The sequence below is a fragment of the Nitrospira sp. Kam-Ns4a genome, from assembly GCF_965152595.1.
In genome coordinates this window covers 266,879-287,500 of sequence record NZ_OZ224218.1, presented here as the reverse complement: position 1 = coordinate 287,500, position 20,622 = coordinate 266,879, and the positions used below count along the sequence as shown (strand labels likewise).

Sequence of the window (20,622 nt, the reverse complement as noted above, 5' to 3'; positions counted from 1 at the left end):
AGCCACCATGAGGGTCGGATGGCAGGTCCTTCCTGAGTTCCGAGTGGTGCAGCACGAAAGGGATGTGGCGATTCTGGAACGACTCCAAAGATTTTTCGGATGCGGACAGATCACCGTTAATCGCGGTGATCGAAAGGAGCTTCGTATCCGAGGACTCAAGGAGCTAGCCGAGGTCGTCACCTTCTTCCGGAAGTATCCGCTCAGAACCGTGAAGCGATCGAGCTTCGAAAGCGTTGCGCAGGTGGTCGTCATGATGAAACATGGCGAGCACCTGACAGAGGAAGGGCTAGTGAAGATTCGCCAGTTTGCCAGCCGAATGAATCGTGGTGCTCAGAATCCTCAGAGGCCATACGCCGGAAGTCCGGCTCCTCAATCCGGACGATGATATGGTCCGAGCTGCATGGCGACATGCAGAGGTGAGCGGAACCAGAAACGACTCACCCATCCGGAAACGGATGTAACAACACTGAGCGAAATTCCTTGTCGGGTAAGTTCCGACCTGCATGAATGGCGTAACGACTGGAGCGCTGTCTCGGGGAGTGACTCAGCGAATTTGTTGTTCCGGTGAAGAAGCCGGGTGCCCGCAACTAGACGGAAAGACCCTGTGCACCTTTACTACAACTTGACATTGGGTGTTGGACGAGTCTGTGTAGGATAGGTGGGAGGCTTCGAAGCGGGGCCGCTAGGTTCCGTGGAGCCGACCTTGAAATACCACCCTGACTTTTCTGACATTCTAACCCGGCCCGGTCATCCCGGGCGGGGACAGTGTCTGGTGGGTAGTTTGACTGGGGCGGTCGCCTCCTAAACGGTAACGGAGGCGCCCAAAGGTTCCCTCAGGCTGGTCGGTAATCAGCCGTCGAGTGTAAAGGCAGAAGGGAGCTTGACTGCGAGACTGACAGGTCGAGCAGAGACGAAAGTCGGGCTTAGTGATCCGGTGGTTCTGCGTGGAAGGGCCATCGCTCAACGGATAAAAGGTACGCCGGGGATAACAGGCTGATCTCCCCCAAGAGTTCACATCGACGGGGAGGTTTGGCACCTCGATGTCGACTCATCGCATCCTGGGGCTGAAGCCGGTCCCAAGGGTCGGGCTGTTCGCCCGTTAAAGCGGTACGAGAGTTGGGTTCAGAACGTCGTGAGACAGTTCGGTCCCTATCTGTTGTGGGCGGAGGAGATTTGAGAGGGGCTTTCTCTAGTACGAGAGGACTGAGAAGGACGGACCTCTAGTGTGCCGGTTGTCGCGCCAGCGGCAGTGCCGGGTAGCTATGTCCGGTTGGGATAACCGCTGAAAGCATCTAAGCGGGAAGCCTGCCTCAAGATAAGATCTCCCGGGGCGCAAGCCCCCTGAAGGCCACTCGTAGACGACGAGTTTGATAGGCTGGGTGTGGAAGGGCCGTAAGGCCTGAAGCTAACCAGTCCTAATCGGCCGTGCGGCTTAACAATACCTTGCTCCTGACAGACATGGTCTTCTGGTAGCGAATAGCGAATGGCTCGCAGCTACTTGCTCTTTGCTACTAGTCAGAATTCCCGGTGGCCATGCCGGAGGGGTCACACCCGTTCCCATCCCGAACACGGAAGTTAAGCCCTCCAAGGCCGATGATACTGCGACCGTGAGGTCGTGGGAAAGTAGGACGCTGCCGGGATATTTACGAAGGCCCGTTGGGTGCCAGCTCAGCGGGCCTTTTTGTTTGGCCGAGAGGAACGCGGGTTTCCGATCACGGCCCCATCCCGTCGGAAACATAGGGGGAGGCCTTCCCCGAGCTCAGCAGGGCTCCGCTCGGAGGTCCTGGCAGGCCTTTCCCGGGAACCCACGCCCTGTTCAGGCCGCCCAGGGTTCGGCGCGGATCGCCTAGCCCGGATAATCCCGGATTCCGCAGTTGGTTCGTCTTGATGTAGAATGCGCGGCCAAATTCTTCTGGCTGGACAGGAGGTTTGGCATGCGCACCCGTCAGCCACCGGCCTCATCGCTCTACCCGAAGATCCGCTTCGCGTTTACGGACCATCCGATCACCGTCGGGGCTGGGGCCATGCTGCTCCGCCTATCCTTCGCACTGATCGGGCTGCGGGCCGCGCTCATCCCGCTGCTGGCGCCCTTCGCGAAGAGCTCGAACAATCAGATCGCGGCGGGGGACGTGCGGCTGGCGTGGTGGTCCAGCCTGGCGTTGGGGATCGAGCGGGTCGAGCCCGTCACGCAGTACCGTCGGGCTCCCCTGCTCCCGCGCCTCCTGGGTCTCGCGCGGTTCCCGGCGCCCGATCCCGTGCGGCGGTTCTGCCACGGCTTGACCGACCGGCGGCTCACCGAGGGGTCCGAAGCGCTGATGCGGCTCTCCCTGAGCGCCATGCGCCCGATCCTGCTCGGCCATCCGTGGGATCTGGATTCGACCGTGTTCTGTCGCTATGGCGAGCAAGAGGGGAGCCTCAAGGGGCACACCCCGCTCAAGCCCGGCCGCCCCTCGCCTCACCCGTTGGTCGCCTGGTTGAGTGAACGGCGGCGGCTCTGGTGGGCCACCGTGCGAGCCGGCCATGCCGGGACCGCCACTGGTGCGCGGGCCTTGCTGGCGCACGCGCTGCCGAGGCTGCCAGCGGGGCACCGGATCGGCTTGGTACGGGCCGCTGCCGGCTTTTTTGTCACGGCCTTCTTGCTGTTCTTGGAAGCCCGGGACTGGCCGTCTCTCATCGTGGCGCGGCTGACGCCGCTGGTGCGCAAGCTGGTCGTGCAGCGGATTCCGGCGGCCGACTGGCGCCCGGTCGCCCGGGGCATCGCGGTGGCCGATGGCATGGCCTCGTGGCCGGCCTGGCGGGGGCAGACGCGCCGGTTTGTGGGCCTGCGCCAAGCCCTGGCGGAGCGGCCTGAGGCGCGCGGGCGGAGGCTGATCGAGTGTCCCGGCGACCCGTATCGGGTCTTCGTCACCTCTGTGCCCTATGCCGCCGACCTGGTGACGTGGATGGACGCGGGCCGGGCGGACAGCGAGAACCGGATCCAAGCACTCACGGAGGCCCTGAGCCTGGACACGTTCTGCCTGCAGTCGTTCGACGCGACCGATGCAGCCTTCCGGACCGGCTGTGTGTTGGACACCTTCCTCAGGGGCTTTCGGGAAACCGTGCTGCCCTCGTGCTGGTTTGAACGACGGCTGCGGGCCGTCCGGGACCTGATCGTTCTGGTCGCGGCGGACCTGATCCCCGAAGTCCGACGGCTCCGCGTCCGATTCGCCGTTCCACCGGAGGAGCGGGCGGAGTTTCTGCAGCGCCTGCGCACCCTCACGGAAGGCCTCCCGATTGCGGCGCAGTTGGACTGGGACCTGGCCGAGGCGAATGCCGCCAGCCAGCCCCCATCCGGGCCGGCCGACCTCCCCGTGCCAGCGATCCGATTCACGCCTCACGCCCATGGCGCCTCCCCATGATCGTCCTTCAACTGCGGAATCCGGGATAATTCCGATACTCGCACTCCGGGCACCGGGCGCGAACTGGCGTCGGCGCGGGGGTGCGTTGCGCGAGAATCATCTCGCGGATCCGGTCCAGCCGCTCCAGGGTCTCGCGCTTCAGTTCCGCTGTGAGCGCGATGGGGGCAACTCGGTTGCCCGGAATCAAATAGATAAAGCCTTCGGTCACCGCGCACCCGTAGGCGTCCTCGACCAGCAGGGCGTACCCACAGAGTTGCACCGCGTGATTGGCGCGCACGGAGCCCGTCGTTTCCTTGAAGTCCACCGGGAACCACCCGGATGAGGATTCGATCAACAGGTCGAGCTTGCCGGATAATCCAAGCTCTTCCGAGGTCAGCCACACATGAAAGTGACGATGCCCATCAGGCAAAGCATAGCGCCGCAGGGTTCGTCGTCGCTCCAGCTCGTCAATATGAGCCTCAGCCGATTTGCCGTGTTCCATCTTGAACATGGCCTTCCGCTCAACAGGCATCACGTATTGGTAATAGACGACGCGCGGGCAGTAGTCATACTGTTTCAGGTCGTTCACCCGCAACATCAGTTTCGGCCTGACCAGCATCCTCAGGGGGCTCCTCGTTCTCAAGATTCAGGCTTGAGCGCATGTCCTTCTCGCAGACGGGCTGGAGCAGAATGCGCCCGGGTTGTTCGCCCAGCACGTCGCTCAAGCGGAGGAACAATTCTTCCCGCCGGTTGCGGGTCAGCGGACCGCAGAACGCGCTGAACTGGATGCGTTCGAGGCCATAGTCCTTGCAGACCTCTGCGACCTTGGTCCGGACTGCGTCGTCCGGGATGTCGTACAGGACATAGGTGGCGACCTCCTCGAGCGACATGGTCACCACTTGAAGGCAAACGGCTTATAGTTGCCCTCCCGCCGCAGGAAGGTGCACAGGTTGCGCGCCTGCATCTGGATGATGGACTTAACCTGGTACTTCTTCCCTTTCACCGTCTCGGTGGATTCCAGCCGCTCCAGAATCTTGGCCGCGTAGCAAGAGCGGGTCTCTTCGTCCAGCATCCCAGCTTTCAAGGTGACCGCTTCGCCGAGATTGATATGCGCGATCACCGTGCGATCGACCACCGGCTGACGGAATTCCTCAACCAGATCCAGCACCAGCGACGGCTTCCCTGGCCGATCCACGTGCAGAAACCCGGCGAAGGGTTCCAGGCCAGCGTTCAGGACGGCCCCACAGACTTGCGCATAGAGAATGCCGTATCCATAGTTCAACAGGGCATTCACCGCATCGGTAGCACCGCGATGTTCGCGCCCCAGAAACTCCGCACGCTGCCCGATGATCTCCTTGACCCACTCCCAATACAGCCGGCCTCCTGTGCCTTCGTAGCCCATCAGGGAGTCCCGTACGTCGTCGATCCGCGGCCCGGTGACCTGCTGGACCGCGGGCCGCAGATCGGCGATCTGATCACCGAGTCGGTCCACCCGCGTAAACCGCTCTGGATCGGCCTGCTTCAAGTACTTGCCGAAGTAGCGGAGGAGTCGCTCCTGGTTCGTCAGCTTGCCCAGGACGATCAGCTTGCCGAATTCCACGCCGCGCTCGTCGCCGATCGCCGCCAACTGCTCTCGACGCGACATCACGGTGGCCGTCAGCATCGGCGAGGATAGCATGGCGTACGGCTTGCCGCCCTGCGTCAGGAAGCTCAGCCGAATCCCGCGCTTGCAGAGTTCTTCGATCACATCCGACGAGAGCGTGACGCCGCGCGAGGCCACCACCACCTCGCTCAAGCGGAACAGGGGGAACTCATAGACGACGGTCTTGCCGTGGCGCACCAGCAACCGCTCGCTCTTCTTGGACAAGAACATGCCGAAGCCGGACAGCACGACCTGCGAGGTGTCGCCGGTCTTGACCATCCGGATGCCCTCGTCAATGACCCGCTCCTCTCCCTCCGGCGGTTCAGTCTCGATCGAGACGACGACCGCTTCCGGTTCGCCGGTGAAGAGGTTGATCTGCGCCGGCGGCAGCTCGCGAGCCGGTTCGGGTGCCTGCATCTCCGGGTGAATGCGGGGGACGGGGTCCGGCTCAGCCGTAGGAAGGGTCATGAGATTGATCCTTGCTGTGGACGCCGATCTGGCTAGAAAAAAGTGGATCGGGTCGCCGGAGCCGAAGACCGGTCTCAGAGCGAGGTGATTCGCGAGGCGTGGCGTGCTTCCTGGGCGAGCGGGTCGGGCGAGGTGCATGTCTGGAACGTCGCCCGCTCATCGTTGCTCCACCTGCCGTGTCCCTCCTGAAACAAGCCGCCCGCTCCCGCGTCGGCTCGCTCGCCTGAGTCCGCGTTGCTCCCTTTGCCCACTCCTCACAGGCTTTCCGTCGCCACAGTTCCGCCGGCAGCAGCGCCGCGCCGTCGAAGGCGAGAGGTACCGGCCGGCCTCAAAGACGGGCAGACGCCACTTACCCCACGCTTCCCTAATCGTGTCGTTTGGCGTGAACCTTAAACGGATTGGTCACCGTAATGCCAGGAATGCGTTTGAAGTCCTGCTCGTTTTCCGTGACGATAGCCCTCTGTGTCAATATAGGTTGAGACACCGGCCATGTGGAAATTAGTGTAGGAGGGCGGGGAGGAAATTGACTTATGGAGCTGGAAACCAAGGGGCTGGGAGTCGTTGCGGATACGGAGGTCCCGGCCAAGCCGGTGCGGCGTCGGTTCACGGTGGAGTACAAGCTTCGTGTGCTGAGGGAGGCTGACGGCTTGAAGGGAGCGGGGGAGATCGGGGCGTTGCTGAGGCGCGAGGGGTTGTACTCCTCGCACCTGGCCGCCTGGCGCCGCGAGCGTGAGCGGGGTGCGCTGGAGGGGTTGGGCTCACGCAAGCGGGGTCGAAAGGGCCGGCCTGAGCGGGCTTTGGAGAAGCGGATGGCGGAGCTTGAGCGGGAGAATGAGAGGCTGCGGAAGAAGCTCGAGCAGGCCGAGGCGATTATCGAGGTCCCCAAAAAAGTCTCACGGCTGCTGGGGATTCCGTCGGAGAGCGAAAGCGATGGCGAGAAGGGCTGAGAGGAGCGGCCGAGGAGCTCAGCCGAGCTGTGGGGGCTCTGCGCGCCTGCGATGTGCTGGGGGTATCGCGGGCGACGCTCTACCGGCGGCGCAGACCTGCGCTCCGGGCAGTGCGCCTGAAGGCAAGCTCGCCCCGCGCGCTGGGAGCCGAGGAGCGCGAAGCGGTGCTGGAGCTGTTGCACAGCGAGCGTTTCGTGGATCAGGCGCCACCCGAGGTCTACGCGCGGCTTTTGGACGAGGGGCGATATCTCTGCTCGATCCGCACGATGTACCGGATCCTGGCGGCCAAGCAGGAGGTGCGCGAGCGGCGAGACCAGGCCCGTCATCCGCCACATCCCAAGCCGGTGCTTCTGGCGCGGGGACCGAACCAGGTGTGGAGCTGGGACATCACCCAGCTCAGGGGGCCGGTGAAGTGGGTGGGCTCCGACCTCTCTGTGCTGTTGGACATCTTCAGCCGCTACGTGGTGGGCTGGATGGTGGCCGAGAGAGAGTCGGCAGCGTTGGCCGAGCGGCTGATCCGGGAGAGCTGCGTGAGGCAGGGGGTGAAGCGCAACCAGCTCGTGGTCCATGCCGATCGGGGGCCTCAGATGACCTCGGGCACGGTGACGATGCTCGACGCCCTTCTGGGCATCGCCCCCTCCTACAGCCGGCCGCGGGTGTCGAACGACAACCCCTACTCGGAGAGCCAGTTCAAGACACTGAAGTACCACCCGGAGTTTCCAGACCGCTTCGGCAGCGCGTCGCATGCGCGCGCTTTCTGCACGAGCTTCTTCCACTGGTACAACACCGCACACGGCCATTCGGCTCTGGCCCTGCTTACGCCGGAGGTGGTGCACGATGGGCGGACGATGGAGGTGCTGGCCCAAAGGCAGCGGGTTCCCGATCAGGCCTACGCCAGAAATCCCGAGCGGTTCGTGCAGGGGCGGCCGCGGGTTGCTCTACCCCCGGCGGAGGTTTGGATCAATCAGCCAGGAAGGGAGGTGATGCCGGAAGACGTTGCTCACTAAATTCGAACAGCGGGTGTCTCAAACCTATTGACAAATTCCGCCCGATCGAAGAACCGATCGTCGGGTTGCTCACCCGTCTGCAATGTGACGAATGGGGAGACCGTTTCACGGCCTTGAGGGTCCTGCTGCCACTCAATTGGCAAGCCCTGCTTTTCAGCCAGGCGGCGAGCTTCGTGATAAATGCCTTGCGCCAATGTTCTCAGGGGTAGGGCGTAAATCAGCCGCGTGGGGCGATTCTTCCAGGTGGGGAAGAGAAACGGGACCAGGACCGACCATGTCTTTCCGGCTCCTGTTGGAACACGAAGAACCACATTGCTTCCGTTAAAGAGGCTGCGTGCAACATCGATCTGGTAATCGAAAGGAACCCAACCAGTTACTTTTCGGAAAAATTGAGAATATGTTGTTGCGCAAAACTCACTCATGGGTTCTTAGCACCTCCCAACACATCCAGCTCGATCAAACTGTGCTCGCACAGGCTTTGCTCGCTGCCCCGCTTCTTGGCCAGCTTCTGTTTCCAGCCCCGGGCCTGCATCCAGGCGGTAGCTTGGGTCATTATGGCTGATCGGTCCATCGCTCAACTCCGAGGTTATGAGGTTCGTCGCCTCCCCTCACCCTCGCCTCTCCCGCAAGGGGTGAAGGAAGCTGAAAGAATCCCCGTCCAAGCCGTTTCCATCGGGAGAGGGGGTCTCCATTCCATACCATGCGGATGTGACATCCGAGGTCACAGTTCGCCGGCCGTTCAGGGGCGCTCCAACCCTAGCTCCTGCCATAGCCAGGTGAAGTCATAGGGCTTGCGCCCTTCCCGGGCGGCGTGGGCCTCGCGGTTCTCGAATTCTTTGAGCAGGGCGATAAGCTTGGGGCGTCGGCGCGGGTCTCTGGCTGCCTTGCGCGGGGTCTGATGATCCAAGGCCGGCACCGGCTGATCCACCCAGGCCTGATAGTGGTCATCGTAAAATTTGTCGAGAAGCTCGGCTTCCACCTCGGGCGGCAGGGGCGTGGCGGGCTCCCCGCGGTCCCGGCGCTCAATCCGCTCCAAGGCCTGGCGGATGTCCTCGACACTGGTTGCCCGATACCGGAGGGCCTGCGGCGCGAGGCGTTCCAGCATCCACCGGCCCCGCTCCGCCCTGGCTTCGGAGTTGGTCTCCAGCGTGAGGTGCTCGTCGCTAAGCCGGATGGTGCCCAGGAGACGGCCAAACGCGGAGGCGTCTCCATACCAGTTGAAGCGGCCGGGCTCAACCTCTTCCAGTTCCGGCGCGGCGGCCAGGGCCGCTGCGAGCGCGTCCCGGTCCGTCACGTCGTAGCGCACGCGCGTGAACGCGACCGGGTCGCCTTCGGCGGTCACGACGGTGGGGAGCGGGCGGAACGCGACCAGCGTCAGCCACCAGCGGGAAAGGAGGTGCCCCACCCATTTGCGGACCGCCAGCGGTGGGCTGTCCCCCGCGCGAGCTTGCAGAGCGCGTTCGGCCTTCCGCCATTGCTGCAGTAACAGGTCCGCGTCGCGCGGGGGAAATTGGAGCAAGCCGGCTTCGAGCACCTGCGTCCCATCGGGGCGGGCCATGAGGCGGGCCACGATCACATCCCACCGTGCGACGTGGCGCGTGGCGCTGCGTTCTCGCACCCACAGCCGCGCTCCGCTGACGAGATCGCGCAGGGTCATCCCTTCGTCAGACCGCACTTCTTGGACCTCATACAGGCCCTGGTACGTGGCGCGGGCCTGCTCCAGGAAGGCGCGCTCGCCGGCTGTGAGGTTCGCCCCCTCCTCAGCCAGGAACCGATCCGTGAGTGTCCGCCCGTCCGGCCATTCGGCATCGAACCAGAGCCAGGCCGTGCGCAGGCTCTCGGCCTGCGGAAGGTCCAAGACCTTCCGCTGGTCTTCGTCCGGGCGGCTGTGCAGGCGCGGGCCCCAATAGTCGAACGACAACTCGGCTAGGTCGGGGGCGAGGTCGGGCTGGTCGCCGAAGGCACGCAGTTTGTTCAGGGCGGCGACGCGGTCGGCCTCGGAGAACAGCGCCGGGGGTGGGCACGGGGAGGGGCTGACCCGGCTTTGTTCAGGCAGCACTTCTTGTACTTCTTCCCGCTGCCGCAGGGGCAGGGATCGTTGCGCCCAATCTTGGGCTCGCGGCGGACGACCGGGGTCGGGGGGAGGATAACAGCCAAGTCCTCTTCGAGGAGATCCTCATCGGTCCAGTCGGCTTGTGCATGGGCCTCGGCATCTTCCGCCTCCTTGGCCCACCGCGCCTGGCGCCGGGCGATGGCGGCTGGCGCGTAGAAGTCCAGCCAGTCTCGGCGGTAGTGGTCCACGTTGGGGTGGGGTTTGGCGAAGGCTCGCTCGACATCGTGCTCTGTGAAGTGCAGGAGCCGCAGGGGGTTCTCTCGATGGATGCGTTCCTGGTCCCGCGCGAAGGTCAGCAGGGCATCCTTGTACTCCCACCGTTGAAAGTCCAGCAGCGTGTTGCCCACGGCACCCCGTAGGTCTTCGTCCTCGTCGGGGTCCACCAGCCGCGAGCCGAGCAGGGCAAACGGTGAGTCCGATTCCGTGGGGTCTTCTGCGCCGGGTGCGTCCCCCAGGGTCGTGGCGGCCAGGGCCTCGGCGGCCACGGCTCGGAGATAGGGGGGATGGGACCGGTCGGCCAAGAAGGCGGCCAGCGGCGGTCGCGCTGACGGGCCGAGCCGGCCCATGATCGCTGGGATCTCGCACGTGACCCAGTCGCAATTGTGGGCGTAGGCCTGCTCCAGGGCCCGGAGGAGCGCGGGAACGACGCTGGGTCCCCCGATCGCGCCGAGGAGGAAGGTGGCATGAATCGGCGCCCACCAGGCGGGCAGCGCTTGTCGCCAGGCCTCTGGGTCCGAGACCAGGGCGGCCAACGGCTCGACCAGGCGCGCCCCGCGTGCGAGCAACGCATCCACCGCTGTGCGCGGCAAGCGGTCCTCTTCTGTGAACAGGAGATCGAGGAGCGCCTCATCCGTGAGGCTGTCGTAGGGCACTCGGTCCGTCATCGAGGTGTCACGACCTCATACTGCCCATGGCCCCACACGGCGTACTTGCCGACGTGGGTGTATTGGCCAAGAATCAGCAGGGGCAGGAATTCTCCCAGAGCCCCTTCGTAGGTTGCGTCGCCGACAAAGCCGCCCATATCGTGGGCGAGGCCGGTCTTCCAGGAGCGGCGGTCGCGGTCTTCCCAGTGCACGTTGCAGCGCACCGTGCGCACCTGCTCCGCTCGTTCCCCGAAGCCCTTGTGGTCCACGTCGAGCGTGTCGCCGCAGTAGAAGTAGGCGAGTGCGTTGATGCGGTCGCGCAGGCGCTTGATGAGATGGTGGAAGTCCGGCCGGGTGACGAGGGTGCCGTTGGCTTTCAGGTGAGTGGGAGTGAGGAAGCGGAGCGTGATCCGTTGACCGTGATCCGTTCCCGGTGGGGCAGAACCGCCAGCCGGCCGCGGGCTATTCACACCTCGCTGGTCGCTGCGCGCGAACCATTCGGTGACGAGGCGGCGGCAATCGTCGTAGGTCACGCGGTAGGCCGGAGGACGGACGAGTTGGTCGGTAGCAGAATAGATGGGAACCTCCTCACCCTGATCCTCTCCCTGCAGGGGCGAAGGGAGCCCCAGGACTTGCTTGATGTCGTAGCGTCCGCGGCCGAGGCCGATGCCCTGCCGGCCGAGTTCGCGAAAGGTGACGAGGAAGTAGGGGAAGTAAGCGATGGTGTTGCCGATCAGAATCAGGCCGAAGTGGAGCGAGTCGCCAGGGGCCGCGGTCGCCGCTTGGCTGCTCGGCGGCCGCAGGATGAACGGTCGTGGGAGATCTTGGTTGAGGCGCAGCCGGTCCGCGCCCGGCGGGGGGCCGGGCTTGAAGATCTGGCCGTAGGGGCAGGTTGGGTGGAGCTGGCAGCGTTCGCGGCAGTCGCTAGGTGTCGGGCAGACCAGCCGCTTAAAGGTTGCACCGAAGGCGCCGCGGAGCGTGTTACCGGGGTTGCGGGGATGGAGCGCAAGGCGGTCTTCCGGCTGCAGAACGAACTTGAAACTGGCGAGGGAAAACGATGTGAGCATCGCCTCGCCCGGTCAACGGGTGGTCACGGGCGCGATCGTAGCAGCCGGTACGTAGGCTGTCAACGGCAAAAATGACACACGGGACGACTGTCGGCGCGGCCGGGCGGCCTTGCACGCGGGTTTGAGCCGGTGCTAAGATGCGGCTATTCCGCAGGAGACCCGAGATGCCCACAGTCGTGCTGCTCTATTCGCCTACGTGCTCGGCCTGCCCGTCGGCCAAGAGTCTCTGGAAGCAGCTTCGCGTGAAGTACAGCTTCAGCTATCGCGAAGTGGACATCACCACGCCGGATGGCCAGGAGCTGGCGGAGCGCCATGCGGTCCGGGCCGTGCCTGCGACGATCATTGATGGCCGGCTGACCTTCGTGGGGGTGCCGCCACGCGAGAGTGCGGAAAAGGCGCTGATGATGCGCCTGCGGCCGACCTGAGCGCCCGACCGGTGCCAAGGGGAGCCCTCGATGGCACAGGACGACGAGGATCTGCTCATAGACCTGCCTCCCTTGCCCCTGGGTGAGACCGGACCGCCTCCCGACTGTCCCATGTGTGGCGATCCCATGGCCTTCGTGGACGGGGACTGGGCCTGCCAGGACTGTAACGGCGAGATCATGGGGCCGGAGACCGGCTAGTGACGGATCCTGAGTGATGCGTGATGCTGAGGATCGTCACGGGTTCCTTCTACGGCCTGGAGCCGGCCCTGGTTGATGAAGTCTGGCGGCTGAAAGCGGCCGATCCCCTGGTTCCCCTCGCGATCGTCGTTCCCTCCCAGCCCCTGCGCTCCTGGCTGCGCGAGCGGCTCGTGCTCGGGCACGGGCTCTCGCTCCTGAACGTCCACTTCCTGACCTTCCATCAGCTCGCCCTGCGCCTCGACGACGAGCGCCAAGCCGGCGCCCCGGAGGGCCACGGCCGGCTGACCGTGGCCTCGGACCTCTTCTTTGAGCGGCTGCTCAAGGAGATCGGCCGGCGCGGGCTGCCCGGCGCCGAAGCGCTGCGGCTCGAAAGCCTCCCGCCGGGCGGCTGGGCGGCGCTGTGGGCGACGCTGCGCGATCTCAAGGACGCGGGGGTGGACCCGGCGACGGCCTTGGCGGCTGTGGCGGAGGGCCAGTTCGGGGTCGAGGACGCACCCAAGCTGCGCGGGCTGTTTACTCTGCTGGCGGCGCTGGACGCGGGCGCCCGGGCGCTCGGCGTGGGCACGGCGGACGATCTGGCTGCGGCGGTCATTCCGGCTGTCCCGGCGTCCCGGTTCCTCGCTGGCCTCGGCCGGGTGCTCTACTACGGGTTCTACGATCTCACCCAGGTCCAGCTCAGCCTGCTGGAAGCGGTCGTCAGGGCGGCGCCGGCGACGGTGTACTTCCCGCTTGGCGAGGGGCCGGCCTACGAGTTCGCGCGGCGCTTCTTCGAGCGGCACCTCCGCGCCCTGGCTTCGCTCGCCGAGCGGACGGCGCCCGCTGATGGGGCGGCGCCCCTCTCGGATCCGCACGACCGCCCTGCGGTCCAGGTCATGAACGCGGTCGGGTCGGAGGATGAGCTGGCGCTGGTCTGTAAGGAGATCCTGGTCCTGGTCGAGAGCCGTGGCTTCGCCTTCGACGAGATCGGGGTCGTTGCCCGCACACTCACGCCCTATGCCGAGGGGCTCCCGCGGCTCCTTGCGCAGCACCGCATTCCCTTTGTGACCACCGCGACCCGGCCGCTGATCGCGGAGCCAGCCGCCAAGGTGCTGGTCCAGCTTGCGCGGCTGCCGCTGACGGGGTTTTATCGCGCGCCGGTCCTCGATGTCCTAACCTCGCCTTTGCACCGGTCCCGGACGCTGGGCGGGAATCGGCCCGCCGCCGCGCCGCGCCCCGACCTCTGGCGCCGCGCCGTCGAGGTCCTGGGCATTACCCGCGGGGAAGCGGAGTGGCGGCGGCTGGCTCAGGCGGGCTCCCTCAGGCTGCATGGGAGCGGAGACCAGGAGGAGGATGCGCCGGCCGACGAAGAGGCGCTGCCGGCGGCTGGCGTGCCCGCCGCGCAGCTCGACCTGCTCTGGCGGCTGGTGGCGGAGCTGATGGCGGACTGCCGGGCGCTTCCGAGCGAGGGGACGGTCGGCGAGCTGACGGAGGCGTTTCTCTCCTTGGCCGCGAAGCACCTTTCCGTGCCGGGGTTCTCGGAGGCCGGAGAGGATGGACTGGACGGGACAAACGAGCGGGGGCCGGCGGCGCGCCCGGCATCCGTTGGGGCGGCGCTCCGTGCGCTGTTCGAGGAGCTTCGCGGGCTGGATCGGCTGCCCGGCACGCTGACCTGGGAGGAGTGGGTGGGGCTCTTCACCCGTGCGCTGGAGCGGGCGGCGGTCCCCTTGGGTTCGGACCGTCACCGGGGCGTGCAAATCCTGGACGCGATGGCAGCCCGCGGGCTGTCGTTCCGCGCGCTGTTCCTGCTGGGCCTGAACGATCAGGTCTTTCCCCGCAGCATCCGCGAGGACGCGTTCTTGCGCGACCGGTACCGCCGGGTGCTCGCAGAGACGCTGGGCTACAAACTGGACGAGAAGCTCGCCGGCTACGACGAGGAGCGCCTTCTCTTTGCGTTGCTCACTGGGTCGGCCCGCGAACGGCTCTATCTGCTCTATCAGCGGGCCGACGCCGAAGGGCGGCCGCTGGCCCCCTCTCCCTACCTCGTTGGGAGCGAGGGGCTGCCGCCGGAACGGAAACCGGTTCCTGACGTCATCCTCCCGAGACGGTTGACCGAGCGGTTCACCCATCCCCTGTGGGCACCCACGCTGCTCACCGCTGAGGAGCTGGGGCTCTGGCTGGTGCTGAGCCGCTGCGACCCCGGGCCGGTCCTGGCGGCGTTCGGGCGCGAGGCGGCTCTGTTTCGCAACGGCTGGGAGGCCTTGGGCGCGCTGGAGGGGCGCGAGCGGGAGCCGGGACCCTACGACGGGATCACAGGACCACTGGACCATGTCCGGGAGCGGGTCGTGCAGCGGGGGGTCGCCCCGACACCGCTGGAACAGTACGCACGGTGCCCCTTCCAATACTTCGCCGCCCAGGTACTGTGCCTCGACCCGGTGCGCAGGGAGCCGGTGGAGGCCCTGCCGGCCCAGGCCTTGGGGGAGCTGTGCCACCGCGCGTTACGGTGCTGCTATGAGCGGCTCGTCGCGGCCGGTTGGCCGGATCAGGGCCTGGCACCCGAGAGGCTTCGCACAGAGGTCGCGGCGGCGGTGGACGCCGCCGCGGCGGCCTATGCGGCGCAGCAGGGGACCGGCTATCCGCTCCTCTGGGAGTTGGCCCGCGAGACCGTGGCGGCGCTCGTGCAGGCGGCGGTCGCAGCCGACGCGGCGGACTACCGGGCGACAGGATACCGCCCGCTCGGATTCGAGGTGGAGGCGGCGGGCCGGCTGGAGGGGGTCGGCCTGGAGAATGGCGGGGCGCTGCGCCTGCGCGGCCGTTGGGATCGCGTGGATCGGCGGGCCGAACCACCAGCCTTGCGGGTCGTGGACTACAAGTACAAGCATGGAAAACAGATGAAGAGCCAGGACCGGAACCTGCTCACCGCTGCGGTGCGCGGGTACCGGCTGCAGCCGCCGCTCTACGCCCTGATGGCGCCTAAGGATTGCCCTGAGACGGATCCGGCACGTCTGGAGGAAGTGGTGTTCCTGTTTCTCGCCCCGCACTGGACTCAGCCGGTGGCCCGGAGCCGGTTCGAGACGGCGAACTGGGAAGGCGCGACGGGCGCCCGGCTCCGCGCCACGCTGCGGACATTGCTCGAGGGGATCACGGGCGGGCAGTTCGTCATCGTGCCGGACGGCTATTGCGACCAGTGCGACTATACGGCGGCCTGCCGCCGCTTCCACGGGCCGACCGCGTGGCGCGCTGTGCGCGCGGAGGTGGCGCGCCGGATTCGCGGGCTCCGCAAGCAGCGGGTGGAGCACCAGGGTGATGGGTGTGCCGAATGACGAACGACACCCACAGCATGCCTGACGCGCCCATCCGCCACTTGGCTGAGACCACGTTCGATCGCAATGTGGTCGTCGTGGCCGGTGCCGGGACCGGCAAGACGACGCTGCTGGTGAACCGGCTCGTGCATCTCTTGGTGAGGGAGCCGAGGCCGGTGCCCCTCTCGCACATCGTGGCGCTGACCTTCACGAACAAGGCAGCCACCGAGATGAAGGTGCGGCTCCGGGAGCGACTGTTGGCCCTGTTAGCGCCGGCGGCGGACCACGGCGCTCCCGACCCCGGGGTGGTCCGGATCGAGGAGCTGCGGGCTCGCTACGGCCTGTCGTCCGATGCGATCGCGGCGCGGGCCGCCGCCGCGCTCCGCGAGCTGGAGCGGGCGCAGATCGGGACCCTGCACAGCTTTGCCGCGCATCTCCTGCACCTGTATCCGATCGAGGGGGGCGTGGACCCGGGCTTTGCGGAGGACGACGGGACGCGCTTCGACGAGCATTTCGCCGCCCAGTGGGACTGCTGGCTGGATGCGGAGCTGGGACGGCAGGGGAACCGGCACGAGGTCTGGCGACGCGTGCTCGCCCAAGCGGGACTCGAGCAGGTCCGCACCCTCGCCCGGGCGCTCTGCAGCGAGCTGGTGCCGCTGGAGGAGCTGCGCCGCCAACTGTGCGAGGCCGGGCTGTCGCCGGGGCTCAGGGCCTGGTTCGCCGAGCAGCGGGCGCGTGCGGCCGCCTTGCTCGAAACCTACGGCCGGCCAAAGCCGCGGAAGGTCGAGCAGATGCTGGCGGCGGCTGCCACCCTCTTCGCGTTAGTGGGAGAAGACGGGTGCGCCAGCGTCGCTCGGCTCGAACCGGAGGCTCGGGGGCAGCTCGAACGGGACCTGGGCGCCGCCCCGGCCGGGTGGACCGCGGAGGACTTCGCCGAGGCCGAGAGCCTCCGCCGCATTGCGGCCGGAGTGCTCGCGGCCGAGCCGGCGTGGATCCGGGAGCTGGTCTCGCTCCTGCTGCCCTTCGCCGAGCGGGTCCGTCGCGGGTTCCTGGAGCAGGGCTGGATCTCCTTCGACGGGCTCCTCGCCCGTGCCCGGGCGCTGCTCCGCGACCATCCCACGATCCGGGAGCGGCTCAAGCAGGAGTATCAGGCGCTGCTCGTGGACGAGTTCCAGGATACCGACCCGGCCCAGTACGAGCTGGTCCTGTTTCTGGCGGAGCGGGCCGGGCAGTACGCGCCGACCTGGCAGGAGGTCGAGCTGGCGCCGGGCAAGTTGTTCATCGTAGGTGACCCGAAGCAATCCATCTACGCCTTCCGGCGCGCCGATATCGAGGCCTTCGAGCGGGTGGTCGGCAAGATCCAGAAGGCGGGGGGCGTGGTGTACGAGCTGGTCACGAATTTCCGGAGCCACGCGGCGGTCATCGAGACGGTGAACGCGGTCTTCGACCGGCTCCTCACGCCGCAGCCCCATGTGCAGCCGGCCAATGTTCCGCTCGCGGTCCGCCCCGGACGGACGAGCGGTGTGACGCAACCGGGTGTGGAGCTGCGCCTGGTCGAGGCTCGGGAGGATGAGGAAGGCGAGGCGGACGAGGCCGCGGACGCGGCGACCGCGACCCGGCTGGAAGCGGACGCGCTGGCCGCCTGGCTGAAGGAGGAGCTGCTCGCCAAAGAGGAGCTGATTGACGCAACCGGGCGGCGGACGCCGCTCAAGCCGGGCCATGTTGCGCTCCTGTTCCGGAAGCTGACCCAGGCTCAAGACTACCTGGAGGCGCTCCGGCGGTACGGAATTCCCTATGTCACCGATGGCGAGAAGCACTTCTACCGCCGGCAGGAGGTCGTGGATCTCGTCAACCTGCTGCGGGTCGTCGAGAGTCCCCATGACGCCGTCGCGCTGGTCGGAGTGCTCCGCTCGCCCCTGGGCGGCGTCACCGATCGGGAGCTGGTTGAGCTGAACGAACGGGGGGCGCTGGACTACCGCCGCCGCGAGCGCCTGGTCGGCTGGGAAAGCTCGCGGGCCCCAGCCGTCCGCCGGCTTTACGAGCGGCTCGACGAGTTGCACGGTGAGGCGGCGCAGGTCCCGCTTCCCGAGGTGATCGGGCTGCTCTTTGAACGATTGCCGGTCTTGGAGTTGGCGGCGGCGTCGCTCCACGGCGAGCAGGCGGTCGCCAATCTTGTGAAGCTGCGTCAAATGGCGGCCGAGCTGGCGGATCGGCCGTCCCTGACGCTGACGGGGTTCGTGGAGCTGCTGATCGCACGGGTGGCGGAGCAGCCCGACGAGGCCGAGAGCGCGCTGGCCGAAGAGTCGCTGGACGCGGTCCGCGTGCTCACGATCCATAAGGCGAAGGGGCTGGAGTTTCCTGTCGTCGTCCTGCCAGGCCTGCACCATGGGGCTGGCGGGACCGGCGGCGCTGGGGAGCCGGCGCTTGTCTCCGAAGACTGGTCCAGCGGCGTCTTCGGGATCACGGTGGGCGGGCGCGGCACCCTCGGCGCCGTCCTGGTCGCGGAAAAGGCCCGAGTGCGCGAGGCGGCGGAACGCCGCCGGCTCTTCTACGTGGGGATGACGCGTGCCCGCGAGCGGCTGGTGCTCTCGGGCGGGCTGCCGCGCCGCACCCCGCCCGGCGCCCTGCTCGCATTACTGGCCGAGGCGGCGGGCACGGACCCGGCGCATCTGGATGCAGGTGTCCTGCGGATTGGTGCAGCGTCTCTCCGGACCACGGTCACCAGGCTCGGCGACCGGGCTTTGCGGAGCCGATCAGCCTGGGCAGAGGGGCTACGTGCACCGGCTGAGTGTGGCGCGCTCGCGGCGCGGTGGGAGGAGCGCGGACGGAGATGGAGGGAGGCAACCGCGACGCCGCGGCATGTGACGCCCTCATGGCTCCTGCGGGAGGCGCGGGGCGACGCGCGAGCTCCGGCTGCGCCGAAGGCTTGGCCGTCCGAGGGAGCGCGGCCGGCCGACAGGGCGGCGCTGGTCGGGACTCTGGCGCATCAGCTCCTGGAGCGCTGGGACTTCGAACGCGGCCTGCTGCAGCTTGAGGAGCGGTTGGCGGAGGTCCTGCGAAGCGGCCTCCCGCCCGAGTGGGAAGCGCAACGCGAGGGCATCGCCGCCGACCTCAGAGCCATGATGCAGGCCTTCGCTGGCTCGGCGCTCTATGCCGACCTGCAGCGGGCGACGATCCTGGGTCGCGAGGTGCCGTTCAGCATTCCTTGGGACGAGGGCCGCCAGGTCATGGACGGGGTGCTGGACCTGCTCTACCGCCTTGACGGCAGACTGTGGATTGCGGACTATAAGACCGATCTGGTCGAGGCGGGCGGGCTCGAGCGCCGCGCGGAGGAGTATTGGCTCCAGGCACTCGCCTATCGCGAGGCGGTGGCCCGCGCGCTGGGCGCGACGGATGTCGGGTTCCAGTTCATCTTCCTGCGACAGGGTCGGGCAGTCCAGGTGACATGAGGGGGAGGGACATGAAGCGGCGTAGCTTGGGGCTTGTGGCCGGGTTGCTGGTGTCGGCCTGTGCGGCGACGACGCCGACGTCGGTGGAGACGTTGGCGGCGCCGCCGGGGACGCCGCCCGCGGCCGTGAAGGCCCTGGAAGAGGGCAACCGGTTGTATGCGGTCAAACAGTGGGCCCAGGCCCGCGCGCAGTACGAGTCCGCCATCCAGGCGGCGCCGGGCTTAGCCGAAGCGCATTACAACCTGGCGCTGACGCTCGATCGGTTGGGCGACCGGCCGGCCGCAAAGAAGCATTACCTGGAGGCCGCCAACCTGGCTCCTGGACATAGGGTGATCTGGGATTCCTGGCCGCTGCGCCGGCACGGCGACGTGGTCGCCCCTCCCAAGGGCGACACGCTCTTGACCCCATCCAAGCATCCGTATTAGCCCCGTCTGTTACGGATCAGGACGGCCCACGCATGGCTCGTCGGAAACGCAGCCGGTCGCTCTCCGTCAGTCCCGAGGAGTTCGAGGATCTCGTCCGGGAGGCGATTGACGGACTGCCGGCCGAGTACCGACGCCTCCTGAAGAACGTGGCGGTCGTGGTGGAGGAGGAACCGTCCCGGGAGGTGCTGGACGACCTGGGGTTGGAAACGGAGGACGACCTGCTGGGCCTCTATTCCGGGACGGCGCTCGACGCGGAGTCGTTTTTTTCACCGGGCGGGCAGCTTCCGGCCCGCATCTCCATTTATCGCGGCCCGATCCTGCGCCTGTGCCGGACGAAGGACGAAGTCGTCCGGGAAGTGGCGGACACGGTCGTGCACGAGATCGGCCACCACTTCGGGCTCGATGACGAGGAGATGCCCTACTGAGCAGCAAGCAGCAAACAGCAAACAGCTATTTGCTACTCGCGGCTCGCTGCGCTCTGGCGAAGCCAAGGGCGAGCATGAAGGCGCCGAGGAGCACCATCGGAGCGCTCAGCACCTGGCCCATTGAGAAGGGGCCAAAGACGAACCCCAGGTGCGGGTCTGGCTCGCGGAAGAATTCCACCACCGTGCGGCACAGGCCGTAGCCGGTGATGAAGGTCCAGAACACCGTGCCGGGCGGGGTTGCGAGCCGGCTCACGCCCCAGACGATGAGGAACAGGACGGCGCCTTCCAGTCCGGCTTCGTACAGTTGTGAGGGGTGCCGGCATTCGGGCCCCCCGCCGGGAAACACCATGCACCAGGGCACGTCCGTCGGCCGCCCGTAGAGCTCTCCATTGATGAAATTTCCTAGACGGCCCAATCCCAAGCCGATCGGCACGGCGACCGCCACTAGGTCGGCGATTGTGGAGGCCGGAAAGCCATGCCGCCGGCAAAACAGCCAAAGCGCGAGGATCGTCCCCAGCAATCCCCCGTGAAAGGACATGCCGCCTTCCCAGACGGCGACGATCTTGGTCGGGTGCTCCAGGTAGTAGGGCAGGTTGTAGAAAAGCGTGTAGCCGAGGCGCCCGCCGAGGATGACGCCCACCGCCCCATAGGCGATCAGGTCGTAGATCTGATCGGTCGTGATCGCTACGCTTCGCGCGGCGGCTCGGGCCTTGATGATGAAATAGGCGGCGGTGAAGCCGAGCAGATACATGAGACCGTACCAGCGGAACTGCAGGGGGCCGAGGCGGAGGATGACCGGATCAATGTTGGGATACGGGAGCATGGGCGGCGTTGCCCTCACGGCCGAAGGTGCGAAGTCGGCTGCTGGTCCGCGCCATACTACGCAGTGCGCCGGGGTTTTGCAAGGAGCCCGTGCGCGGTGGCAATCGCCGGGAGCC

At 66.7% G+C, this 20,622-nt stretch carries 16 protein-coding genes, 2 rRNA genes and 1 pseudogene (1 of these 19 running past the window's edge); 10 read left to right on the top strand and 9 right to left on the bottom strand.

Annotated features, from left to right (window positions below; all coding sequences use genetic code 11):
• From ACWHYQ_RS01435 to ACWHYQ_RS01425, 3 genes are all read left to right on the top strand, one after another.
• Positions 1-1,440, top strand: a 23S ribosomal RNA gene (locus tag ACWHYQ_RS01435) (it extends 2,234 nt beyond the left edge of the window).
• Positions 1,441-1,523: 83 nt separating this feature from the next.
• A 5S ribosomal RNA gene (rrf, locus tag ACWHYQ_RS01430) occupies positions 1,524-1,640 on the top strand.
• A 294-nt stretch (positions 1,641-1,934) separates the two neighbouring features.
• Positions 1,935-3,398, top strand: a complete 1,464-nt coding sequence (locus ACWHYQ_RS01425) for a transposase (RefSeq protein WP_447973991.1) — start codon at positions 1,935-1,937, stop codon at positions 3,396-3,398.
• Positions 3,399-3,405: 7 nt separating this feature from the next.
• Here the strand turns inward: ACWHYQ_RS01425 and cas4 are convergent, their stop codons facing one another.
• Genes cas4 through cas1 form a run of 3 tightly spaced genes read right to left on the bottom strand, consistent with a single transcriptional unit; the run spans position 3,406 to position 5,487 of the window.
• Positions 3,406-3,996: a CRISPR-associated protein Cas4 gene (gene cas4 / locus ACWHYQ_RS01420; protein ID WP_447973990.1), complete on the bottom strand. Its 591-nt coding sequence runs from the start codon at positions 3,994-3,996 to the stop codon at positions 3,406-3,408.
• On the bottom strand, positions 3,944-4,267 hold the full coding sequence (gene cas2, locus ACWHYQ_RS01415; RefSeq protein ID WP_447973989.1) for a CRISPR-associated endonuclease Cas2: 324 nt from the start codon (positions 4,265-4,267) through the stop codon (positions 3,944-3,946). Before cas2 ends, cas4 begins: the two co-directional genes overlap by 53 nt.
• 2 nt (positions 4,268-4,269) lie before the next feature.
• Positions 4,270-5,487 carry a CRISPR-associated endonuclease Cas1 gene (cas1, locus tag ACWHYQ_RS01410; protein WP_447973988.1) on the bottom strand — a complete coding sequence of 406 codons (1,218 nt, stop codon included), beginning with the start codon at positions 5,485-5,487 and terminating at the stop codon, positions 4,270-4,272.
• A gap of 530 nt (positions 5,488-6,017) precedes the next feature.
• On the opposite strand from cas1, the gene ACWHYQ_RS01405 reads away from it, so the two are divergent.
• Positions 6,018-7,441 (top strand): IS3 family transposase gene (locus ACWHYQ_RS01405; protein ID WP_447973987.1). Its coding sequence is split into 2 segments (ribosomal slippage): positions 6,018-6,369 and positions 6,369-7,441, totalling 1,425 coding nucleotides; the frame shifts between segments, so codons are not numbered across the junction.
• Here the strand turns inward: ACWHYQ_RS01405 and ACWHYQ_RS01400 are convergent.
• The 5 genes and pseudogenes from ACWHYQ_RS01400 to cas6 all read right to left on the bottom strand — a co-directional run bounded on the left by ACWHYQ_RS01400 (position 7,438) and on the right by cas6 (position 11,484).
• Positions 7,438-7,863, bottom strand: coding sequence for a DEAD/DEAH box helicase (locus ACWHYQ_RS01400; RefSeq protein WP_447973986.1), 426 nt, complete (start codon positions 7,861-7,863; stop codon positions 7,438-7,440). The genes ACWHYQ_RS01405 and ACWHYQ_RS01400 overlap by 4 nt on opposite strands.
• The gene (locus tag ACWHYQ_RS01395) at positions 7,860-7,994 is read right to left on the bottom strand and encodes a hypothetical protein (RefSeq protein WP_447973985.1); all 135 of its coding nucleotides are present in this window, start codon (positions 7,992-7,994) and stop codon (positions 7,860-7,862) included. The genes ACWHYQ_RS01400 and ACWHYQ_RS01395 overlap by 4 nt, the downstream gene beginning before the upstream one ends.
• A gap of 186 nt (positions 7,995-8,180) precedes the next feature.
• Positions 8,181-9,500, bottom strand: coding sequence for a hypothetical protein (locus ACWHYQ_RS01390; protein ID WP_447973984.1), 1,320 nt, complete (start codon positions 9,498-9,500; stop codon positions 8,181-8,183).
• Positions 9,497-9,592, bottom strand: a pseudogene (locus ACWHYQ_RS01385) (SEC-C metal-binding domain-containing protein); the annotation flags it as partial. The pseudogene ACWHYQ_RS01385 and the gene ACWHYQ_RS01390, both read right to left, overlap by 4 nt.
• An 842-nt stretch (positions 9,593-10,434) precedes the next feature.
• Entirely contained in the window at positions 10,435-11,484 is a 1,050-nt protein-coding gene (cas6, locus tag ACWHYQ_RS01380) for a CRISPR system precrRNA processing endoribonuclease RAMP protein Cas6 (RefSeq protein WP_447973983.1), read from the bottom strand.
• A gap of 164 nt (positions 11,485-11,648) precedes the next feature.
• On the opposite strand from cas6, the gene ACWHYQ_RS01375 reads away from it, so the two are divergent.
• Genes ACWHYQ_RS01375 through ACWHYQ_RS01350 form a run of 6 tightly spaced genes read left to right on the top strand, consistent with a single transcriptional unit; the run spans position 11,649 to position 19,684 of the window.
• Positions 11,649-11,909 (top strand): glutaredoxin family protein, encoded by a 261-nt coding sequence (locus ACWHYQ_RS01375; RefSeq protein ID WP_447973982.1) that lies wholly within the window; start codon positions 11,649-11,651, stop codon positions 11,907-11,909.
• Between the two features lie 30 nt (positions 11,910-11,939).
• Positions 11,940-12,107, top strand: a complete 168-nt coding sequence (locus ACWHYQ_RS01370) for a hypothetical protein (RefSeq protein WP_447973981.1) — start codon at positions 11,940-11,942, stop codon at positions 12,105-12,107.
• Between the two features lie 23 nt (positions 12,108-12,130).
• A complete protein-coding gene (locus ACWHYQ_RS01365; RefSeq protein WP_447975502.1) occupies positions 12,131-15,406 on the top strand; it encodes a PD-(D/E)XK nuclease family protein in 3,276 nt (1,091 codons plus the stop codon).
• Between the two features lie 17 nt (positions 15,407-15,423).
• Positions 15,424-18,834, top strand: coding sequence for a UvrD-helicase domain-containing protein (locus ACWHYQ_RS01360; protein ID WP_447973980.1), 3,411 nt, complete (start codon positions 15,424-15,426; stop codon positions 18,832-18,834).
• A gap of 11 nt (positions 18,835-18,845) precedes the next feature.
• The gene (locus ACWHYQ_RS01355; protein ID WP_447973979.1) at positions 18,846-19,259 is read left to right on the top strand and encodes a tetratricopeptide repeat protein; all 414 of its coding nucleotides are present in this window, start codon (positions 18,846-18,848) and stop codon (positions 19,257-19,259) included.
• Positions 19,260-19,291: 32 nt separating this feature from the next.
• Positions 19,292-19,684, top strand: coding sequence for a metallopeptidase family protein (locus ACWHYQ_RS01350; RefSeq protein ID WP_447973978.1), 393 nt, complete (start codon positions 19,292-19,294; stop codon positions 19,682-19,684).
• 25 nt (positions 19,685-19,709) lie between these two features.
• Here the strand turns inward: ACWHYQ_RS01350 and lgt are convergent, their stop codons facing one another.
• Positions 19,710-20,507: a prolipoprotein diacylglyceryl transferase gene (gene lgt / locus ACWHYQ_RS01345; RefSeq protein WP_447973977.1), complete on the bottom strand. Its 798-nt coding sequence runs from the start codon at positions 20,505-20,507 to the stop codon at positions 19,710-19,712.
• Positions 20,508-20,622 lie beyond the last annotated feature (115 nt).